14 protein-coding genes are annotated in these 18,656 nt (G+C 42.2%); 9 read left to right on the top strand and 5 right to left on the bottom strand.

Features of this window, described 5'->3' with window-relative positions; all coding sequences use genetic code 11:
- Positions 1 to 14: 14 nt before the first annotated feature.
- The 3 genes from ABDD94_RS16275 to ABDD94_RS16265 form a co-directional block, all read right to left on the bottom strand.
- Positions 15 to 437, bottom strand: coding sequence for a hypothetical protein (locus ABDD94_RS16275; RefSeq protein ID WP_345951039.1), 423 nt, complete (start codon positions 435 to 437; stop codon positions 15 to 17).
- A 365-nt stretch (positions 438 to 802) separates the two neighbouring features.
- Entirely contained in the window at positions 803 to 1,690 is an 888-nt protein-coding gene (locus ABDD94_RS16270) for a pyridoxal-phosphate dependent enzyme (protein WP_345953140.1), read from the bottom strand.
- Between the two features lie 9 nt (positions 1,691 to 1,699).
- Positions 1,700 to 2,770, bottom strand: a complete 1,071-nt coding sequence (locus ABDD94_RS16265) for a DUF6588 family protein (RefSeq protein ID WP_345953139.1) — start codon at positions 2,768 to 2,770, stop codon at positions 1,700 to 1,702.
- Positions 2,771 to 2,837: 67 nt separating this feature from the next.
- On the opposite strand from ABDD94_RS16265, the gene ABDD94_RS16260 reads away from it, so the two are divergent.
- The 3 genes from ABDD94_RS16260 (at position 2,838) to ABDD94_RS16250 (ending at position 6,362) form a co-directional block, all read left to right on the top strand.
- Complete coding sequence (locus ABDD94_RS16260; protein ID WP_345953138.1) at positions 2,838 to 3,881, top strand: RluA family pseudouridine synthase; 1,044 nt, start codon at positions 2,838 to 2,840, stop codon at positions 3,879 to 3,881.
- 20 nt (positions 3,882 to 3,901) lie between these two features.
- A complete protein-coding gene (locus ABDD94_RS16255; RefSeq protein ID WP_345951043.1) occupies positions 3,902 to 4,744 on the top strand; it encodes an aminotransferase class IV in 843 nt (280 codons plus the stop codon).
- Between the two features lie 256 nt (positions 4,745 to 5,000).
- The gene (locus tag ABDD94_RS16250; RefSeq protein ID WP_345951044.1) at positions 5,001 to 6,362 is read left to right on the top strand and encodes a pyridoxal-phosphate dependent enzyme; all 1,362 of its coding nucleotides are present in this window, start codon (positions 5,001 to 5,003) and stop codon (positions 6,360 to 6,362) included.
- A gap of 62 nt (positions 6,363 to 6,424) precedes the next feature.
- On the opposite strand, the gene ABDD94_RS16245 is transcribed toward ABDD94_RS16250, so the two are convergent.
- Positions 6,425 to 8,596, bottom strand: coding sequence for a glutamine synthetase III (locus ABDD94_RS16245; RefSeq protein ID WP_345953137.1), 2,172 nt, complete (start codon positions 8,594 to 8,596; stop codon positions 6,425 to 6,427).
- Positions 8,597 to 8,963: 367 nt separating this feature from the next.
- On the opposite strand from ABDD94_RS16245, the gene ABDD94_RS16240 reads away from it, so the two are divergent.
- From ABDD94_RS16240 to ABDD94_RS16215, 6 genes are all read left to right on the top strand, one after another.
- Positions 8,964 to 10,307 (top strand): ammonium transporter, encoded by a 1,344-nt coding sequence (locus ABDD94_RS16240; RefSeq protein ID WP_345953136.1) that lies wholly within the window; start codon positions 8,964 to 8,966, stop codon positions 10,305 to 10,307.
- 194 nt (positions 10,308 to 10,501) lie between these two features.
- The gene (locus ABDD94_RS16235; RefSeq protein ID WP_345953135.1) at positions 10,502 to 11,620 is read left to right on the top strand and encodes a porin; all 1,119 of its coding nucleotides are present in this window, start codon (positions 10,502 to 10,504) and stop codon (positions 11,618 to 11,620) included.
- A gap of 57 nt (positions 11,621 to 11,677) precedes the next feature.
- Positions 11,678 to 12,253, top strand: a complete 576-nt coding sequence (locus ABDD94_RS16230) for a DUF4468 domain-containing protein (RefSeq protein ID WP_345953134.1) — start codon at positions 11,678 to 11,680, stop codon at positions 12,251 to 12,253.
- A gap of 223 nt (positions 12,254 to 12,476) precedes the next feature.
- A complete protein-coding gene (locus ABDD94_RS16225) occupies positions 12,477 to 13,319 on the top strand; it encodes a TonB family protein (protein ID WP_345953133.1) in 843 nt (280 codons plus the stop codon).
- A gap of 273 nt (positions 13,320 to 13,592) precedes the next feature.
- Positions 13,593 to 16,277: a valine--tRNA ligase gene (locus tag ABDD94_RS16220; RefSeq protein WP_345953132.1), complete on the top strand. Its 2,685-nt coding sequence runs from the start codon at positions 13,593 to 13,595 to the stop codon at positions 16,275 to 16,277.
- Between the two features lie 97 nt (positions 16,278 to 16,374).
- Complete coding sequence (locus tag ABDD94_RS16215; protein ID WP_345953131.1) at positions 16,375 to 18,201, top strand: ATP-binding protein; 1,827 nt, start codon at positions 16,375 to 16,377, stop codon at positions 18,199 to 18,201.
- On the opposite strand, the gene ABDD94_RS16210 is transcribed toward ABDD94_RS16215, so the two are convergent.
- Positions 18,198 to 18,656, bottom strand: a complete 459-nt coding sequence (locus ABDD94_RS16210; RefSeq protein ID WP_345951052.1) for a type I restriction enzyme HsdR N-terminal domain-containing protein — start codon at positions 18,654 to 18,656, stop codon at positions 18,198 to 18,200. The genes ABDD94_RS16215 and ABDD94_RS16210 overlap by 4 nt on opposite strands.

The raw sequence follows: 18,656 nt of genomic DNA, 5'->3' as shown, positions 1-18,656 counted from the left end.
AGCTGTGGTTCTAATTACGTTCTTACATACTCAAAGCGGTTGCTTTCATCGCTGCGTTCCCGGCGCAGTTTATTTTCGTTTGCCAGTTTCAGCAGTATGCCCGAAAGTTCCGAAGTCTTAAAATCTGAATCGTACTGATTTTTACAAAAAGTAGCAATATCGGCAATAGAGTGTGGTGCGTTAAAATAATCAGTTTGCAATAGTTGATTTAAAACTTTGGTTGCCCCCGGCTTTCTTATACTTTCGCCTCGTGGCCCTGTTTCGCCGTTGTGGTTACGGCTCCGCCTGTTTAAAGTTTCATCAACTTCTTTTTCCCACTCCAAGGTGTCTAACAGTTTGTCAATAATTTTTACTTGTACAGCCTCAGATTGAAATGCGTTGATAACATCAGAAAATTCGAGAAGCTGTTTTTTCAATTTCTCAGTTTGTTTACTCATTTTAATAGTAGATCCCTTAATCCCTTTAATAATATAACAATGTTTCAGCTAGATAAATGTTTACTTCCTTGTTTCTTCATTATTATAACGTAACCGTACAATAATAGTATACAGCAAATAAAAACTTATTTCATTGCAAAGTAAGCTTCATTATCTGTATTATCACAGTAGTGTGAAGTATAATGATATACTTTAATATCATTATGTAACCATAACGTTGTCTTGCAAGTTAAAATTATGCGAACTTATTTAAAATATTTGTAGAAATACTAACGAAATGTTAACTGTGAGTAAATGTACGGATTGGCAATATGATCATTTTATGAACAAGTGTATTTATAGTATTTAAACTATTAAACAAACCATTACATAAACTTTTCTTTCATTCCCAATAGCCCCCAAATGCCACCACTATGTATGGCCAGAATATTGTTACCAGGGGTAAAGCGATTTTTAATAACTTGATCATAAAGGGCATAGAGCATTTTGCCGGTGTAAACCGGCTCAATCAGTATACCTGTAGTAGCAACAAAGCTTTGTATGAAGCTGATAAGCTCGGGAGAGGTTTTGGCATAGCCACCAAAATGGTATTTGGTATGCAAGGTATAGTCGGCTTTAAACGGCAGATACCGATCTATTTCGTTTCGCATAAAATTGCCGTTTTTAAAAACAGGCACAGCATGAAATTGGGTAGGTAATTTATGCTGGCTTAAGCCGGTAATGATGCCGGCCGCAGTTGTACCCGTGCCACATGCGCAAAAAAGGTGGTTGTATGAAATGGGTAACTCATCAACAAGTTCGGCGCAACCTTGTACCGCTTCAGCTGATGCGCCACCCTCACCTATAAAATAGGCACGTTGGTCATCACCAAAGTAACGTTCATAAAGCACTTGTTTTTCCCGGTAAGTGTCCCTGTCAACAAATATAAGCTTCATACCGTGCAGGCGGCATAAAAATAGCGTGTCGTTTTGCACCTCCTCGCCACGTACAAAGCCGGTAGATGCAAAGCCAAAACGTGCCGCCGCCGCAGCCGTGGCTAACAAATGGTTGGAATACGCACCGCCAAAAGTAACCAGGTGGTTTTTGTTTATCGAATGCGCTTTTTGCAGTATATATTTAAGCTTGCGCCATTTATTGCCCGATATCAGCGGATGAATGAGATCATCGCGCTTAATAAAAACATTCAGCCCCTTTTCAGCAAACAGCGGATGCTGCCACGGCTGAATGGGGCTGAATATTTCTAAATTAAACATTAGGCAAATTTACAAGCCTAAACCAATACCTGTAGTAACTGATTTGTAATTACCTAAACTTCCGGATGCATAGAATTTAAAGAACGCCAGATCCAGCTGAAAGCCGGCATCTACCTTGAAGCTATTAATGCCGTTGCTTTTATCATTAATACGAACCGGATCAGTGTATACCGTGTAGGTTGCAGCACCATTGGTCACCGGAAAATTTCCGTATAAACCAACATCGGTTTTAGAAGTATTGTAGCCCAAAGCCGCGAAAGGGGTAAAAGCCAATAGTTTTTTTGAAAAAATAGCTTGCACGTTAAAGCCGTTAAAGTGTCCGTCTAAGCGTTGGGTGCTGAAGTCGGTACGGCCAACACTGCCCGGCTCCGGCACTTTGCCCGAACTTGGGCGCACCTGTACCGGTAGTTCATAGTTGATGCGGGTATAACCAGCAGCGATTGCTAAATCAAAAGGAACTAGTTTACCGCCAACACCGCCAAAAATATCTTCCATGATGTTGTGTTTGAAGCCAAAGCCAATCATACCTATAGAACCTACATCATCACCTGCCTTTATTTTAGGAATGGCACGTATAGTTACATCGGTATGGTGTATCAAACCTACGGTGAGCTGTAATTGCGGGGCCGGTATAATAGGGGTAACACGTGCAGGTAAGGTGAAGCGGTCAACCTCGGCTTCTGTGCCGGCTATGTTGGAGTATATGCCCAATGTAGCTGGCTTGGTGTCATTACTGCCACCAATAGTAGGTGTAATGCTGGGGCTACCCTGAACAGGACGTACACTGCTTGATAAGCCAATTCTCGTAACATCAAAAGTTTTATCAGCAGTGGGCACAAACACACCCGATGCCGATACTCTTAGTTCAAAGCCTAACAGGCCTTTAGTTTTTGCAGTGTTGGTCCAGCCGTTATTTAAGCCGGTGCCCAGGCCCTTAAAAAGCGGGTTAGCATATGCACCAATCAACTTTCCTGCATCGCCTGGTGCTGTTTTAAGTAATTGCGCTATACCATCGTCTTGCGCTTTAACCTGCGTTGCAGCCAGCGTGATGATTGTGATAAGGGGCAAAAGTTTTTTCATATATATATAAAAGTTAATAAAAAATTACTTGACAACTGCCGGCTTAAAAAGCCGTATTTTTGCGCCGATGTTAACAGATACAGCATTTAATGAGCCTGACGAACAGGATCTGTATGAGCACCTTCGCGTTGTGGTTGATAAGGGGCAATCGCTGCTCCGAATAGATAAATTTTTGATGCACCGGATAGAGAATGCATCACGCAACCGCATACAAAACGCTATTGAGCTAGGTAATGTGCTGGTGAATGAAAAGCCAGCCAAATCCAGCTATAAGGTTAAACCGCAGGATGTTATTTCGGTTGTGTTGCCACATCCGCCACGTGATACCGAAGTTTACCCCGAGAACATTCCATTAAACATTGTTTACGAGGATGACGACGTTTTAGTTATAAATAAACCGGCCGGGCTGGTAGTTCATCCCGGTTATAATAATTATACAGGCACGTTAGTTAATGGCCTGGTGTATCACTTTCAGCAATTGCCCACATTGCCGGGTAACGATGGCAGGCCGGGGCTGGTGCACCGGATAGATAAGGACACATCGGGCTTGCTGCTCATTAGTAAAAACGAGCGGGCTATGGCCTGGCTCGCACGTCAGTTTTATGAGCATACTATTACGCGCAAATACATGGCCCTTGCCTGGGGAGATCTGGAGGAGGATGGTACGGTAAGTGGCTATATTGGCCGCAGCATTGCAGATAGGCGCGTAATGTCGGTTTATGAAGATGAAAGCAAAGGTAAATGGTCGGTAACGCATTATAAAGTTTTAGAACGCTTTGGGTATGTTACACTAATTGAGTGCCAATTGGAAACCGGGCGCACGCATCAGATCAGAGCACATATGAAACACATAGGACATCCTTTATTTAGTGATGCCAACTATGGTGGTGATAAGATTTTAAAGGGAACTACCTTTAATAAGTACAAGCAGTTTATAGAAAACTGTTTTGAGCTGATGCCTCGCCAGGCCCTTCACGCACAAAGTTTAGGGTTTGTGCACCCAACTACCCGCAAATACATTTACTTTGAGGCGCCTCTGCCTGCCGATTTTGATGCCGTTTTACAAAAATGGCGAAAATATATTAGCGGCTCAGTAGAGCAAAATGCCTGAAAAGTTGTTTACACCATTGCATGATGCCTTTTTTTGTAAATTTTAACGGTCAGCTGTTACCTGCTGACAATGCTTTGCTAACGGTTGCTAACCGGGCTTTTAAATATGGTGATGGTTTGTTTGAGAGCATGCGCCTGGTAAATGGACAGCTTAAGTTCGCCGATTTGCACGCCGATCGCCTGCAACAAGGAATGAAGGCGCTGAAGCTGGAAGGGTATAGTCTGTTGGATTCCTGGTTTTTAAAGGATAAGGCCGAAGAGCTGGCTGTTTGGAATAAGGCCAAAAATGGCCGGCTACGCTTAACAGTTTACCGTGATGCTGATGGTTTGTATACGCCCAATGACAATAAATCGGGCTGGTGTTTGGAGCTGCAGCCCGATGAAGTTTCTAATTATCGCCTCAACCAAAAGGGGCTTATAATGGACGTGTATACCGAATTGCTTAAGCCTGTAAATTTCCTTTCTAACTACAAAACCTGTAATTCCCTGCCTTATGTAATGGCAGGCCTTTATAAAACTGAACACCGGCTCGACGACGTATTTTTGCTAAACCAGGGTGGCTTTTTGTGTGAAAGTATCAGTTCGAACGTGTTTGTGTGGTACAAGGACCATTTATACACGCCTGCGTTAAGTGAGGGCTGCGTGGCCGGCATAATGCGGCAGGTGGTCATCAACCTATGCATAGCAAAGGAGATTCCAGTTACCGAAGCGCAGATTAACCCGGATATTTTGCACGAAGCAGATGAGGTGTTTGTTACTAATGCCACCCGTGGCATACAATGGGTGATAGGATATGGCATTAAACGATACTTTAACGGCTTAAGCAAAATGCTGATTGACGAGGTGAACAAAGTGCAAGGTTAATACAACAGAGGCTTTCGCACACCCTGCGTTAAAAATTGAAGTGGGTACCGGCCCGTGACTAAGGCCTGTGCAGTATGAACCTAAAGCATGACCCGATAGGGGGACGCCTTTATTATTATGCAGCTAACCAAGCTTTGTAGGTTTGCGTAATTCGCTGTTCGGCTATTTCTTGATCCTGTATAAATGTGAGGTTGCGATAATTTCTGCAACTAAAACTTTTATATTCATTTAATAATCCCAAATTTGTCTACTAACTATGTGGAGTAATAATATACTGGAAACCATTGGCAATACGCCCATGGTTAAGCTCAATAAAATAACAAAGGATATTAAGGCTACCGTGCTGGCTAAGATAGAAACCACCAACCCCGGTAACTCTATTAAAGACCGTATGGCCTTAAAGATGATAGAAGATGCCGAAAAGGACGGTCGCCTGAAACCGGGCGGAACCATCATTGAAGGTACATCGGGCAATACGGGCATGGGTCTGGCCATTGCCGCCGTTATTAAAGGCTACAAATGTATTTTCACCAGTACCGATAAGCAATCAAAAGAAAAGTTTGACGCCCTGCGCGCTTTTGGTGCTGAGGTAATTGTATGCCCCACTAACGTGGAGCCCGAAGATCCGCGCTCATATTATTCAGTATCCTCACGTTTAGAGAAAGAAGTACCTAATTCGTGGAAGCCCAACCAATATGATAACTTGTCGAACTCTCAGGCTCATTACGAGCAAACCGGTCCTGAGATATGGGAACAAACGGAAGGAAAGATCACTCATTTAGTGGTGGGAGTAGGTACTGGCGGTACTATATCAGGCACGGCCAGGTTTTTAAAAGAAAAGAACCCCAATATACAGGTGTTGGGTATTGATACTTACGGTTCTATATTTAAGAAGTACAAAGAGACTGGAATATTTGATAAGAATGAAATTTATCCATACATCACCGAGGGTATTGGTGAAGACTTTTTACCGCAAAACGTTGACTTCAGCTTAATTGACCACTTTGAAAAAGTGAGCGATAAGGATGCCGCCTTAATGACCCGCCAAATAGCCATGCAAGAAGGCATTTTTGCTGGCAATTCGACCGGATCGGCAGTGGCCGGTGTGCTGCAAATGAAAGACCGTTTCAAAGAAGGAGATGTGGTTGTGATCATTTTCCCCGATCATGGTACGCGTTACCTGGGTAAAATGTATAATGAGGATTGGCTGCGCGAGCGAGGTTTCCTGAAAGACGATAAGTTGACGGCCCGCGATATTATCCGCAAAAAGGAAAGTACGGAGATTGTTACTATTGATACGGAGAAAACGGTTTTAGAGGCTATTAATACCATTAAAACGCTTAATATCTCGCAAATTCCGGTTACACAACAGGGTATGGTAATAGGTAAGATTACCGAAAGCGATATTTTGGATGCTTTGTTGGAGAACCCCGCGCTTAAATCTCAGCCGGTACAAACTATCACTACTGCACCATTTCCGTTTGTTGACTTAAATGCTTCTATAGATAAAATATCGAGCATGATTAACAAAGACAATATTGCCGTACTGGTTGAAGATGAGGAAGGCAAGATTGAGATTATTACGCAATACGACATTATCAACGCGATATCAGCTTAATCACACACTTGCTGATTATAAAACAAGAAAGCCTCCAATTTGGAGGCTTTCTTGTTTTATAACTATTTAATAAATAACAATTCCCTGAATTTAGGTAATGGCCACAAGGCATCGTCTACCAATTGCTCCAGCTTGTCTACATGGTAACGGATTGGGTCGAAGTAAGCCTTTACCTTTTCGTCATAGGCAATGGCTCTGTCGCGGGCATCTTCAATTACGTTAGCTTTCCTGCGTTCGTCAACCATCTCGTCATTGTTGGTTTTGATGAAGTTGATGTGCTCGGCAAGCTTTTTAATAATGTCCATTTGCGCAGCGTAGACATCCTCTTTTAAGCCAATATCTTTTAAGCCTCTTACGTTCTCTACTAGCTTGGTTTGGTAGTTGATAGCTGCAGGGATAATAACATTATTTACCAGTTCGCCCATAACACGGGCCTCAATCTGGAGTTTTTTATAAAAATCGTCTAACAGCACTTCATGGCGCGCTTGTGCTTCGCGGCGAGTAAATACACCGGTACTTTCAAATACCGTTTCCGCTTTTTCGCTAATGAGTGCATCAAGGGCCTTTGGTGTAGTTTTAATGTTGGCCAGGTTACGTTCTTCAGCCAATTGCTGCCATTCATCACTGTAACCATTTCCCTCAAAACGTATTGATTTGGATTCCTTGATATACCTTTTTATGATGGTTAACAAGGCTACATCTTTCTTTTCGCCTTTTTTTAGCAACTTATCAACCTCAACCTTAAATTTCTTCAACTGATCGGCTACGATCAGGTTCAGGATGGTCATGGGGTTAGCTGAGTTGGCCGATGACCCTACAGCGCGTAACTCAAATTTATTACCGGTGAAGGCAAAAGGTGAGGTGCGGTTACGGTCAGTGTTATCCTGTAATATCTGAGGTATTTTAGGTATGCCTTGCCATAACAAAGCTTCTTCCTTAGCTTTTTTGCTGATGCGTGAGGTCTCTATCTCGTCGAGCACATCGCTCAGCTGGCTGCCCAAAAATATAGATATAATAGCAGGCGGCGCCTCGTTGGCTCCCAGCCGGTGGTCGTTATTTACTGATGCGATAGATGCTCGTAACAGATCAGCATGCTCATAAACTGCTTTAATGGTGTTTACAAAAAACGTAAGGAACATGAGGTTGCTCTTTGGCGTTTTACCTGGCGAAAGCAGATTTTTACCTGTATTGGTAATCATGCTCCAATTATTATGCTTGCCCGAGCCATTTACGCCGGCGTATGGTTTTTCGTGCAGCAAAACTTTAAAGTTATGACGCTTGCCCACACGATCCATGATATCCATTAACAGCTGGTTATGGTCAATAGCCAGATTAATTTCTTCGTAAACTGGTGCACACTCAAATTGAGAGGGCGCTACTTCGTTATGGCGTGTTTTTAACGGGATGCCTAATTGCAGCGCTTCGTTCTCAAAATCCTGCATAAAGACGTACACCCTGCTTGGTATAGAGCCAAAGTAGTGATCTTCCAGTTGCTGGTTTTTGGCCGACATGTGACCGAACAGCGTACGGCCGGTTAAATAAAGATCGGGGCGGGCGTTAAATAAAGCTAAATCAACTAAAAAGTACTCTTGCTCAATACCTAACGAAGCATTTACCTTTTCAATGCTTTTGTCAAAATACTGCGCTACGTCAACAGCTGCCTTATCCAGCGCGTTCAGCGCCTTTAATAAAGGTACTTTATAATCAAGTGCTTCGCCAGTGTAAGAAACAAATACCGTAGGGATACACAATGTACGGCCCATGATGAAAGCCGGCGAGGAGGGATCCCAGGCGGTATAACCGCGGGCTTCAAAAGTATTACGTATGCCACCATTTGGAAAGCTGGAAGCATCAGGTTCCTGCTGTGCCAATGCGTCGCCACTGAATTTTTCAATAGCTCCGTCGGATGTTGGCTCAAAAAAAGCGTCGTGTTTTTCAGCAGTAGTACCGGTTAAAGGCTGGAACCAGTGCGTGTAGTGTGTAGCTCCTTTACTTAATGCCCAAGCCTTCATGGCAGATGCCACTTGGTCGGCCATGTCGCGTTCAACAGGCTCGCCCATATCTATGGAATTGGCAATGCTTTCAAAAGCTTCTCTAGATAAATATTCCTTCATTTTCTTTTTATCGAAAACGTTAGAACCGAAATACTCTGAAATTTTTGCCGCCGGTGCTTTTACTTCAGGAATTGTACGTGTAAGCACTGCTTGAAGTGCCTGAAAACGAATATTAGACATATATAACTGCTGCTTTAAGGCTTTAAGTTGCCAAATATACTGCTATACCTTATATATATAGGTGGAATTGATGTAAAAATGTAGTGAAATACTTAGTTGAGATCGAAAAATCACTTGGATAATAAGGTTACCTAACAAAAGTTAAAGGGAATGTAACTAACGCCAACTAAAACGCCAGAAGATTTATTGTTAAACGAATTTAATTGTACTGTAAGGTAAGTAGAGATATTTTATTAGGCAAAATGTGTGTTTGGCAAAATTTTATTAAAAATATTTGTAGTTTTTTACATTTTTGTTGCTAAATTTAGAAAAACTAAATAAAATATTCACTTAATGATTAAAAACTAACCCAAAAAGACAAAAAAGCATGGAAAATTCGTTTAAAAGGTATCTCCCTTTCATTGTATTACTCGCAATAGCGGTCGTTTCTATTTTTATTCCCGCTCTCCCAGACTTTGCCGATGTTACCAAATATAACGGTGCCGACATTGCCTGGGTAATTGTGGCTTCAGCACTAGTTTTCCTGATGACACCAGGTCTTGCCTTTTTCTACGGCGGTATGGTGACACGGAAAAACGTATTGTCGACCATGATTAAAAGTGTGGTAGCGGCCGGAGTAGTAACTGTTTTATGGATCGTAGTAGGTTATAGCCTGTGCTTTGGCGATTCTATTGGCGGTTTCATTGGTGATCCGCGTACCCACCTTTTCTTCAAAGGTGTGAACTCAAGCGGTCCATGGAATTTGGCTCCTACCATTCCACGTTCTTTATTTGCCGTTTTCCAGTTAATGTTTGCCATTATCACTCCCGGCTTGGTAGTGGGTGCTATTGCCGAACGTATACGTTTTACTTCCTACATTTTATTTACTGTTCTATTTAGCTTACTGGTTTATGCGCCTTTAGCACACTGGAGCTGGCATCCAAAAGGCTTTTTAGCGGTAATGGGTGTGTGGGATTTTGCCGGTGGTACTGTAGTGCACATTTCAGCCGGTTGTGCTGCTTTGGCTGGTGCTATTGTTTTAAAACGCCGCAAAGCTCATATTGAAGGTTTATCAATTCCGCCCGCCAACATTCCATATGTATTAATTGGTACCGGTTTGTTGTGGTTCGGTTGGTTTGGGTTTAATGCAGGCTCTGCGCTGGCTGCAAACCCTTTAGCTGTTTCTGCTTTCCTTACTACTAATACTGCTGCTGGTGCTGCCGGTTTATCATGGATGTTTTTTGATGTACTGCGCGGTAAAAAACCATCGGTTTTAGGTTTTTGTATAGGTGCGGTAGTTGGTTTAGTTGCTATTACGCCGGGTGCAGGTTTTGTGGCAATTCCGCAAAGTATCTTTATCGGCTTTATTGCGGCAATTATATCAAACCTGGTTGCACACTGGAAAACTACTACCAGCCTTGATGATATGTTAGATGTATTCCCTTGCCACGGTGTGGGAGGTATAGTAGGTATGATCCTTACCGGTGTTTTTGCTACCAAAACTGTAAATGCAGGAGGCCCTAACGGTGCGTTGTATGGCGACGTGGGTTTCCTGATTACCCAACTGAAAGGCCTTGCGGTAGTAATACCATTTAGCTTTATCGTATCATTCCTGATTTTTAAACTGGTTAACCTAATTGAGCCGCTTCGCGTAACTACCGAAGAAGAAGAGCTTGGTTTGGATGCCAGCCAGCACGACGAGCGTTACACATCACAACGCCTTACCGTGTAAATATTAATAAAAGCGCTGCATTTTATACCAATGCAGCGCTTTTATTATCTGCTTCATTAACTGAAAATTTGCCGTGCTTAATTGCCCGTGTTATTTCAACAAAATAGCTGGTTAGCCATTGCTATGTCTATTGCAAAGGCATTCGGTAAACGTATAATTAATTCAACATCAAACCCTTAATTAAATTATCACACATGAAAAAGAAATTTTTACTTGCAGGTGCACTATTGTTTGCCGCCTACGCTTCGCAGGCGCAAGACACGACCAAGGCCACCCCGGCAACGGCCGATCCGGGCTTAACTATCTTTGGCTCGGTTGATACTTATTACAAGTATGATTTTGCCGGTAAAAAAAATGCAAACATTGCTACCAGCTTTGCCAATGAATCCAATTCTATTTCCATAGGAATGGTTGATTTAGGAGTAAAAAAGAAGTATAAAAAGGCCTTGTTTGTAGGCGAATTGTCGTTCGGTCCGCGTGGTCAGGGGCAATCAATACCCAATCAGGATTTAACAGGCGGTATTGTTGTTAATGATAATGGCGTACCTTACAATAATACCAATGTAATAGGTAGCCAAAGCTTCCACATTCAAAACTTGTATGTAGGTTATGATCTGACCGATAAATTGAACGTTACTGCGGGGTACATGGCTACTTTTGTAGGTTATGAGGTGATATCGCCGGTAGGTAATTTCAACTACTCAACTTCTTATTTATTTACTAACGGTCCATTCCAAAATGCTGGTGTAAAGCTTACTTATGCTTTTACTGATAAGGTAAGCCTGATGGCTGGCGTATTTAATGACAGCTGGAACAGTTACCAATCAAGCCGTGATGTATCAACTTTTGGTGCACAGCTAATGGTAAGCCCGGTTACCGGTTGGACAGCCTATGTGAATTTGTTGAGCGGCTATGCTTCGGGTACTGAAGTTGATTTAACAACCTCTTATCAAATAACCAACAAGTTCAAATTGGGCTTAAATGCAGCAACCCTATCATTGCCAGAAGATGGCGGAGGGTTTTCCGGTGCCGCACTGTATCCGCAATACTCGGTATCTGATGCCGTAACATTAGGTTTAAGAGGTGAGTTTTTTAAAAATAAGGCCAAAACAGGTGCCGCTTACTCCAATATTATCCCAGGTGATAACGTAAAGGCATTTACTTTAACGGCTAATGTGAAAGCCGGGCCGCTTACTTTTATCCCTGAAGTGCGTTTAGATAACGCCAAAAGTGATGCTTCTTTCTTTAAAAAGAGTGGTGCACCAAGTAAATCAGCCGGCCAATTTTTATTCGCAGCTGTGTACGCGTTTTAAGTAAAACAAAAAATTAAATTTGAGGGCTGCCGATGTTAATCCCGGTAGCCCTTTTTTATGATGAAACAGTTAATGTTATTATTTATAGCTTTATGTATAGGCCAGTTTAGCTATGCACAAAAAGGGCTGTTGTCGTTAAACGAGCAAAACCAGTATACTTATTTCCAAGTAAAGCCGGTAAGCAAACCAGTTAGCGCGGAGTTGCTGGCAGCATATCTCAAAAAGAATGAGCCGGGCGTGCAGTCTGCCACTGTGGTTGATAACGGCGGCATGGCCGCTAAGGGCGGTATGCTGGTGTACAAACAGGGTTTAGTAACCGGGCAGGAAGATGGGCAAATTGCCTATAAGTTGACTGTTGATTTTAAAGATAACAAGTACCGGCTCATGATAACCGATTTTATGTTTACGCCATATCAGCGCAACCGTTTTGGCGTGTTTGCACCTACGGGCATTACTACCCCCCTTGAAAAAGCGCAAGGAAAAATAAGCGATAAACAGCTTAATAATTATTTAGATAAGTTGGGTGCTTATTGTGCTAAAGTGGACAAGCTTATTCAAAATTATATTAATAACCCCGAGCCGGCAAAAAGTAACCCCGCAGGTTTAAAGAAAGTTAATACCCAGAATTGGTAGATAATTTCTTTGCCAACCATATTTGTGCTGATAATCAGCACGTATGGCTGTTTAAAAAAGCTAATGAATTAAACAATTCATTAGCTTTTTTCTTGTAAAAGCGTGTTTGAAATAGAAAGTTTGTTATAACATGTATCTGTAAATATTATTTTTACAATAATAAGATACGGTGAAATAAATAAGAGGTGTTTGATGTTATATTTAAAATATAATTTCAATCACTATGCTTAACCCAAAATTTGATTTGTACAAGACCGAGTGGCTCGACCTTGTATTCGCTGGCCGGAACAAAAATTATGGCGCTTATGATTTAAGAGCCCATTACGGCGAAAATATGCTTAAGGCATTAGCCGTAACTGTGTTAGGGTTTACAGTCGCCGCGGTGTCTCTAACAATCGTTTTTGGGCATAAAAAACCGGCTGAAGTAATAATAGATAGGGATTTTAAACCTACGAAGTATGTAGAACCACCTAAGGTAGAAAAGCCAATTGAGGCCAAGCTAAAACCTCAAGCTCAGGGGCTTAAAACAGAAGTAACATCACCGAAAACAGACGTAGCCAGCCGTCGATATGTTGAACCGGTAGTAACAAATAATCCGGTAACTACAGAACCAACTCCAATTGATGAGAGGGTTATTTCGAACGTAAATAATGAGGGCAAGAATAACCAGCCGGTTTTAAATACCACAACCCAGGTTGGCCCGGGCAACGGCCCCATCACCGATCCAAGAGGTAGTGGAGAGGGCACCACAAACGATCCAGTAACCCTTGATGGATTGGACGTTATGCCTGAGCCGTATGGTGGTGCAGCTGCGTGGAGCAGGTTTTTGCAAAAGAATATACGCTACCCTGATACCGAGGTGCAAGGCCGTGTGGTGATCAGCTTCATTATTGAGAAGGATGGTCGTTTAACCGATCTGCAAGTTATAAAAGGTGTAGTATCTGAGCTTGACCGCGAGGCCATGCGGGTGCTTAAATTAGCACCAGCTTGGAAACCCGGCATGCAAAACGGTAAACCTGTGCGTGTAAAATATACTATTCCAATCGTATTCCAAATGCAGGAGTAAGGCCAGCCAGCTACCTCCCTGCTAAATGTGAGTAGAGCGCCATTATTAAACATGGCGCTTTTTTTATGCCCAAAAATGAGTTTTATACCTTACCAATAGTGGGCAGTTACTTACTTAAAGTAAATACCGCAGGCGTGTAAGCTTACACCGGGGCTTGTGAGTAAACACCCTAGTTTTAAAAGGAATAGCTGCGAAATTAACATTCATATTTATATGTAATCGTTTGCTGTACTTAGCTAAGTTATTTGCTGCAAAACATTATTTTTGCAGGCTATGAGTATTTCAAAGACCTATCAGTTTAATGAAGTTGAAGATAAATGGTACAGCTATTGGCTCGAACATAAGTTTTTTAAATCGGTGCCCGATGAGCGTGAACCATACACTATAGTTATTCCCCCACCTAACGTTACCGGTGTGCTGCATATGGGGCACATGCTTAACAATACCATTCAGGACGTATTGATACGCCGGGCCCGCATGAAAGGCAAAAATGCTTGTTGGGTACCCGGTACCGACCATGCAAGTATAGCAACCGAAGCTAAGGTTGTTGCTATGCTCAAAGAACGCGGCATTGCTAAAACTGACCTCAGCCGCGAAGAGTTCTTAAACTACGCATGGGAGTGGAAAGAGAAATACGGCGGTATAATTTTGGATCAGTTAAAAAAGCTGGGCGCATCATGCGACTGGGACCGCACCCGCTTTACTATGGAGGATGATTTATCTGAAGCAGTTATTGATACCTTTATTCATCTTTATAAAAAAGGCTGGATTTACAGAGGGGTACGTATGATTAACTGGGACCCGAGAGGACTTACCGCAGTATCTGACGAGGAGGTGATCCGTAAGGAAGTAAATCAGAAACTTTACTACATACGTTATGAAATTGTGGGCGAGCAACTATCAGTTATCAATGAACTTGATCCGGCACAAACAACCGAGGGGCCTGCTAACTATATCACTATTGCCACCACCCGGCCCGAAACGATAATGGCCGATTCGGCGGTATGTATAAATCCCGAAGATGGGCGGTATACACATTTGCATGGTCAGAAAGTTAAAGTGCCGCTAATTAACCGCGAGATACCAGTAATACTGGACGAGTATGTAACCATGGATTTTGGTACAGGCTGTCTTAAAGTGACACCTGCACACGATTTAAATGACTATGAGCTGGGCCAAAAACACAATTTGCCGGTGATAGACATCTTAAACGATGACGGAACGTTGAATGACAGTGCCGAGATACTTATAGGCGAAGATCGTTTTGCAGCTCGCAAAAAGATAGCCGTGCTGTTGGAAGAGGCCGGCGCGTTGGAGAAAGTTGAAGAATACAAATCGCAAGTAGGTTTCTCGGAGCGTACTGATGCTGTAATTGAGCCTAAACTATCTATGCAGTGGTTTTGCAAGATGGGCGAGATGGCCAAACCAGCGCTGGATTATGTATTAAATGGTGACGTAAAACTCATACCCGATAAGTTCATTAATACCTACCGGCACTGGATGGAGAACGTGCGCGACTGGAACATTAGCCGGCAGCTCTGGTGGGGACAACAAATACCCGCCTGGTACCTTCCTAATGGGCAGTTTGTAGTTGCTAAAACGGCTGCTGAGGCTTTAGAAGAAGCTAAGAAGCTGGATACACAAAACACACACTTAACTATAGCAGATTTGCGCCAGGATGAAGATGTGGTGGATACCTGGTTTTCATCATGGTTGTGGCCCATTTCTGTTTTTGATGGATTTAAGGCCCCTGACAACGCAGATATTAATTATTACTATCCAACCAACGATCTGGTAACTGCACCTGAGATCCTGTTCTTTTGGGTGGCGCGTATGATTATGGCGGGGCATGAGTTTAAAGGTAAAGCGCCGTTTAAGAATGTGTACTTAACCGGTATAGTGCGCGATAAACTGGGCCGTAAAATGTCAAAATCGCTTGGTAATTCCCCCGATCCTATAGATTTGATCGGAAAATACGGTGCAGATGGTGTACGCGTGGGTATGCTGCTTTGCTCGCCCGCAGGTAACGACCTCATGTTTGATGAAAGCTATTGTGAGCAAGGCCGTAATTTTGCCAATAAGATATGGAATGCCTTCAGGTTGGTAAAAGGCTGGGAGGTAAGTCAGGAGTTAGAAAATCCTAACACGACGGCGATAAGCTGGTTTAAAAACCGTTTCAACGAGGCCTTGGGTGAAATTGAAGGCCTGTTTGATCAGTACCGTTTATCTGAAGCCATAATGGCCGTTTATAAACTCGTATGGGACGATTTTTGTGCCTGGTACCTTGAAATGGTTAAGCCGGTTTACCAGCAGCCCATTGATGCCGAGACTTTTAGAGTGACAATAGCTTACTTTGAAGATATATTGAAGTTATTGCATCCGTTTATGCCCTTTATTACCGAGGAGTTATGGCATGACGACCTATTTGGAAACCGTGCGGCTGGAGATTGCTGTATTGTTGCACAATTGCCTGTAGTTGAGCAAACAGATACACAACTGTTGACGCGATGCGAAAATATAAAACAGATAATTACTGAAATACGCAATACCCGCAACGCAAAAAAGCTGTCTCCTAAAGAAAGCCTCGAACTATTCATCAAGCAAAATTCAATGGTAAATTATGAGGTTTTTGTGCCCATTATCACTAAGCTGGGTAATATTTCGAGCATCGGCTTCACAGATGATAAATTAGCTGGTGCTGTAAACTTTATGGTATCAACAGACGAATTTTTTATACCGTTGAGCAATAATATAGATGCAGAGGAAGAGCGGGTACGCTTGCAAAAGGAAAAAGAGTATTTAATCGGCTTCCTGAAATCTGTTGATGCTAAACTATCTAACGAAAAATTCGTTAACAACGCAAAGCCCGAAATTATAGAGAATGAGCGCAAGAAAAAGGCCGATGCACAAGCCAAGCTGCAGATAATTGAAGATAATTTGAATTTTTTGGCAAACTAATTGCACCACAGGGGTAATACCAAATAAACAACTTTAATTATTGCCCAACCTAATACTTATTATTAACCCTAATTGATAAGTACAAACTGTAATAAAAATGAGTAACGAAGCAGGTTTTTTTAACCTCTCTATAAAGAATATTGTGTTTGCGGGGCAGTCAATGCTTACGCAAGCGCGTATTCGCTTGTTGTATTATGGTATGTTTCTGGTTTTTGTATCTGTAAGTGCTGTATTAATAAATGTGCTTTTTTTGCGTCAAAGCGCATTAGTAGTAATTGCCGCAAGCGTATTGGTTATAGCTGCCGTGCTATTTAAATACCTAACGTGGAAAGCTGACTGGAAAGCCGTTGCCCATATCCTGCTGGTGATAGGTACAATTATTAACCTTTCGGACGCATTTTTGATTTTTCAAAAAGTTGATATTTTAACAGTGCAATTAGTACTGCTCATTATAATATTTGCTTTTTATATGCTTGGGCAAAATTGGGGCTTGTTATACTCATTAGCCAATTTGTTGCCTGTTCTGTTATTTATGGTTTATAGCTATAATAACATATACATCATCGACATGAAGCCTGAGGTGTTAGAGCAATCCACCATTATCATTTGCGTTATAGCGAATTTTACTTTGATGGTGTTCATACACAATCACTTCTACAATGCATTTTTGAAGAATATCTGGCAACTTAAACGTACCAGTGAAGACCAGGCTCGCCTTAATCTGAATTTGGAAACAGCTATCGAAAAGGCCGAGAAATCGTCGCATGCCAAGTCAGAGTTTTTGTCTACCATGTCTCATGAAATACGCACACCATTAAACGCGGTAATTGGGATGAGCAATCTGTTGTTAATGGGTAATCCACGGCCCGATCAGTTGGAAAATTTGGAAATACTCAAATTTTCGGCCAACAACCTGCTGGCTATTGTAAACGATGTGCTCGACTTTAATAAGATCGAATCAGGGAAGGTTGTGTTTGAAAACATTCGGTTCAACCTTATGGAGTTGATGCACAATATTTGCGGCGGCCAGATCATCAAGGCAAACGAAAAAGGGCTGATATTTAAGCTAAAGATAGATGATGCACTGCGTAACCGCATTGTAATTGGTGATCCTACCCGTATTACACAGATTATTTTTAACCTGGTAAGCAACGCCATTAAGTTTACCCGCCAGGGCTTTGTTGAAGTAAAGGTAAATTGTGTAGAAGACAGGCATAATCAGGTCCTGATCCGGTTCTCGGTTAGGGATTCGGGGATTGGCATTGAGCGCGATAACTTAAAGGCGATATTCGAACCTTTTACACAAGAATCCATTACCACTACGCGAAAATATGGTGGTACCGGTTTAGGTTTAGCCATAGTTAAACGTTTACTGGAGTTAAAGGGTGTGCAAATGGAAGTCAACAGTAAGCCCGGGCAGGGATCGGAGTTTGCTTTTAATCTTGATTTGCCTGTAGCAACAGAAAGACTAGAAGAACCTGCTACAAAAGTTAGTAACAGTGATGACAGTGATAGTCAAATAAACCACCTTAATATACTGGTAGCAGAGGATAACATGGTTAATACCATGCTTATGAAGAAGTTTTTCTCGAAGTGGCAAGTAAAGGCGTCGTTTGCCGAAAATGGTGAGCGTGCAATAGAAATGATGCAGTATGGCAACTTTGATATTGTGCTGATGGATTTGCAGATGCCGGTATTAAACGGGTTTGATGCTGCTATGGAGATACGTAAACTGCCCGATTCGCAAAAGGCAAGTATACCTATCATTGCGTTAACGGCATCGGCGTTAACTGATATACGCGAAAAAGTGTTTAGTTCAGGTATGAACGATTATGTTTCGAAACCTTTTAAACCTGAAGAGTTAAAGCAGAAGATTATTACGTTAGTGAACCGTAAGGCCATGTTTAATCAACCGTCGGCCTAAAATAACCCGTAGGCGGGCAGTTCTTCTAAAAAACGGTAGTTTTTCTTGTCAAAGTTAATGGCACAATAATAGTGCTGCAAGCCATTGGTAACTGCCAGCAGCTTTATGCGGTGAGTTATGTTATAACGGGCAACCTGGTCAAATACTTTTTGATCTATGACCACGCCCGGCGCTTTGCATTCAACCATTAATACTTTTTCTCCCGCCGGATTAAATACAACGATGTCGGATCGTTTGGCCATACCATGTACTTTGAGCCCTCCCTCAAGCTTAATAAGTGTTTTGGGATAGCTTTTTTGCTGAATAAGGTACTGCACAAAGTGTTGCCGTACCCATTCCTCGGGGGTTAAAACCAGTTGCTTTTTACGTATATCGTCAAATATATAGAGTTGGCCGCTTTGCTCTGTTAACTTAAAAGGGTAGGGTGGCAAAGCCAAAGGCTGCAACAAATCCAT

The organism is Mucilaginibacter sp. PAMB04168 (genome assembly GCF_039634365.2).
Classification (GTDB): Bacteria; Bacteroidota; Bacteroidia; order Sphingobacteriales; family Sphingobacteriaceae; genus Mucilaginibacter.
Note: the sequence above shows the minus strand (reverse complement) of the source record. Positions and strands in the feature narration are given on the sequence as shown.

Coding starts and splice junctions, on each gene's coding strand:
- ABDD94_RS16260 (WP_345953138.1), top strand. CDS start 2,838: ATGTTAACAGATACAGCATTTAATGAGCCTGACGAACAGGATCTGTAT.
- ABDD94_RS16245 (WP_345953137.1), bottom strand. CDS start 8,596: ATGTCTAATATTCGTTTTCAGGCACTTCAAGCAGTGCTTACACGTACA.
- ABDD94_RS16255 (WP_345951043.1), top strand. CDS start 3,902: ATGATGCCTTTTTTTGTAAATTTTAACGGTCAGCTGTTACCTGCTGAC.
- ABDD94_RS16220 (WP_345953132.1), top strand. CDS start 13,593: ATGAGTATTTCAAAGACCTATCAGTTTAATGAAGTTGAAGATAAATGG.
- ABDD94_RS16240 (WP_345953136.1), top strand. CDS start 8,964: ATGGAAAATTCGTTTAAAAGGTATCTCCCTTTCATTGTATTACTCGCA.
- ABDD94_RS16275 (WP_345951039.1), bottom strand. CDS start 437: ATGAGTAAACAAACTGAGAAATTGAAAAAACAGCTTCTCGAATTTTCT.
- ABDD94_RS16225 (WP_345953133.1), top strand. CDS start 12,477: ATGCTTAACCCAAAATTTGATTTGTACAAGACCGAGTGGCTCGACCTT.
- ABDD94_RS16265 (WP_345953139.1), bottom strand. CDS start 2,770: ATGAAAAAACTTTTGCCCCTTATCACAATCATCACGCTGGCTGCAACG.
- ABDD94_RS16230 (WP_345953134.1), top strand. CDS start 11,678: ATGATGAAACAGTTAATGTTATTATTTATAGCTTTATGTATAGGCCAG.
- ABDD94_RS16215 (WP_345953131.1), top strand. CDS start 16,375: ATGAGTAACGAAGCAGGTTTTTTTAACCTCTCTATAAAGAATATTGTG.
- ABDD94_RS16270 (WP_345953140.1), bottom strand. CDS start 1,690: ATGTTTAATTTAGAAATATTCAGCCCCATTCAGCCGTGGCAGCATCCG.
- ABDD94_RS16250 (WP_345951044.1), top strand. CDS start 5,001: ATGTGGAGTAATAATATACTGGAAACCATTGGCAATACGCCCATGGTT.
- ABDD94_RS16210 (WP_345951052.1), bottom strand. CDS start 18,656: ATGGATTTGTTGCAGCCTTTGGCTTTGCCACCCTACCCTTTTAAGTTA.
- ABDD94_RS16235 (WP_345953135.1), top strand. CDS start 10,502: ATGAAAAAGAAATTTTTACTTGCAGGTGCACTATTGTTTGCCGCCTAC.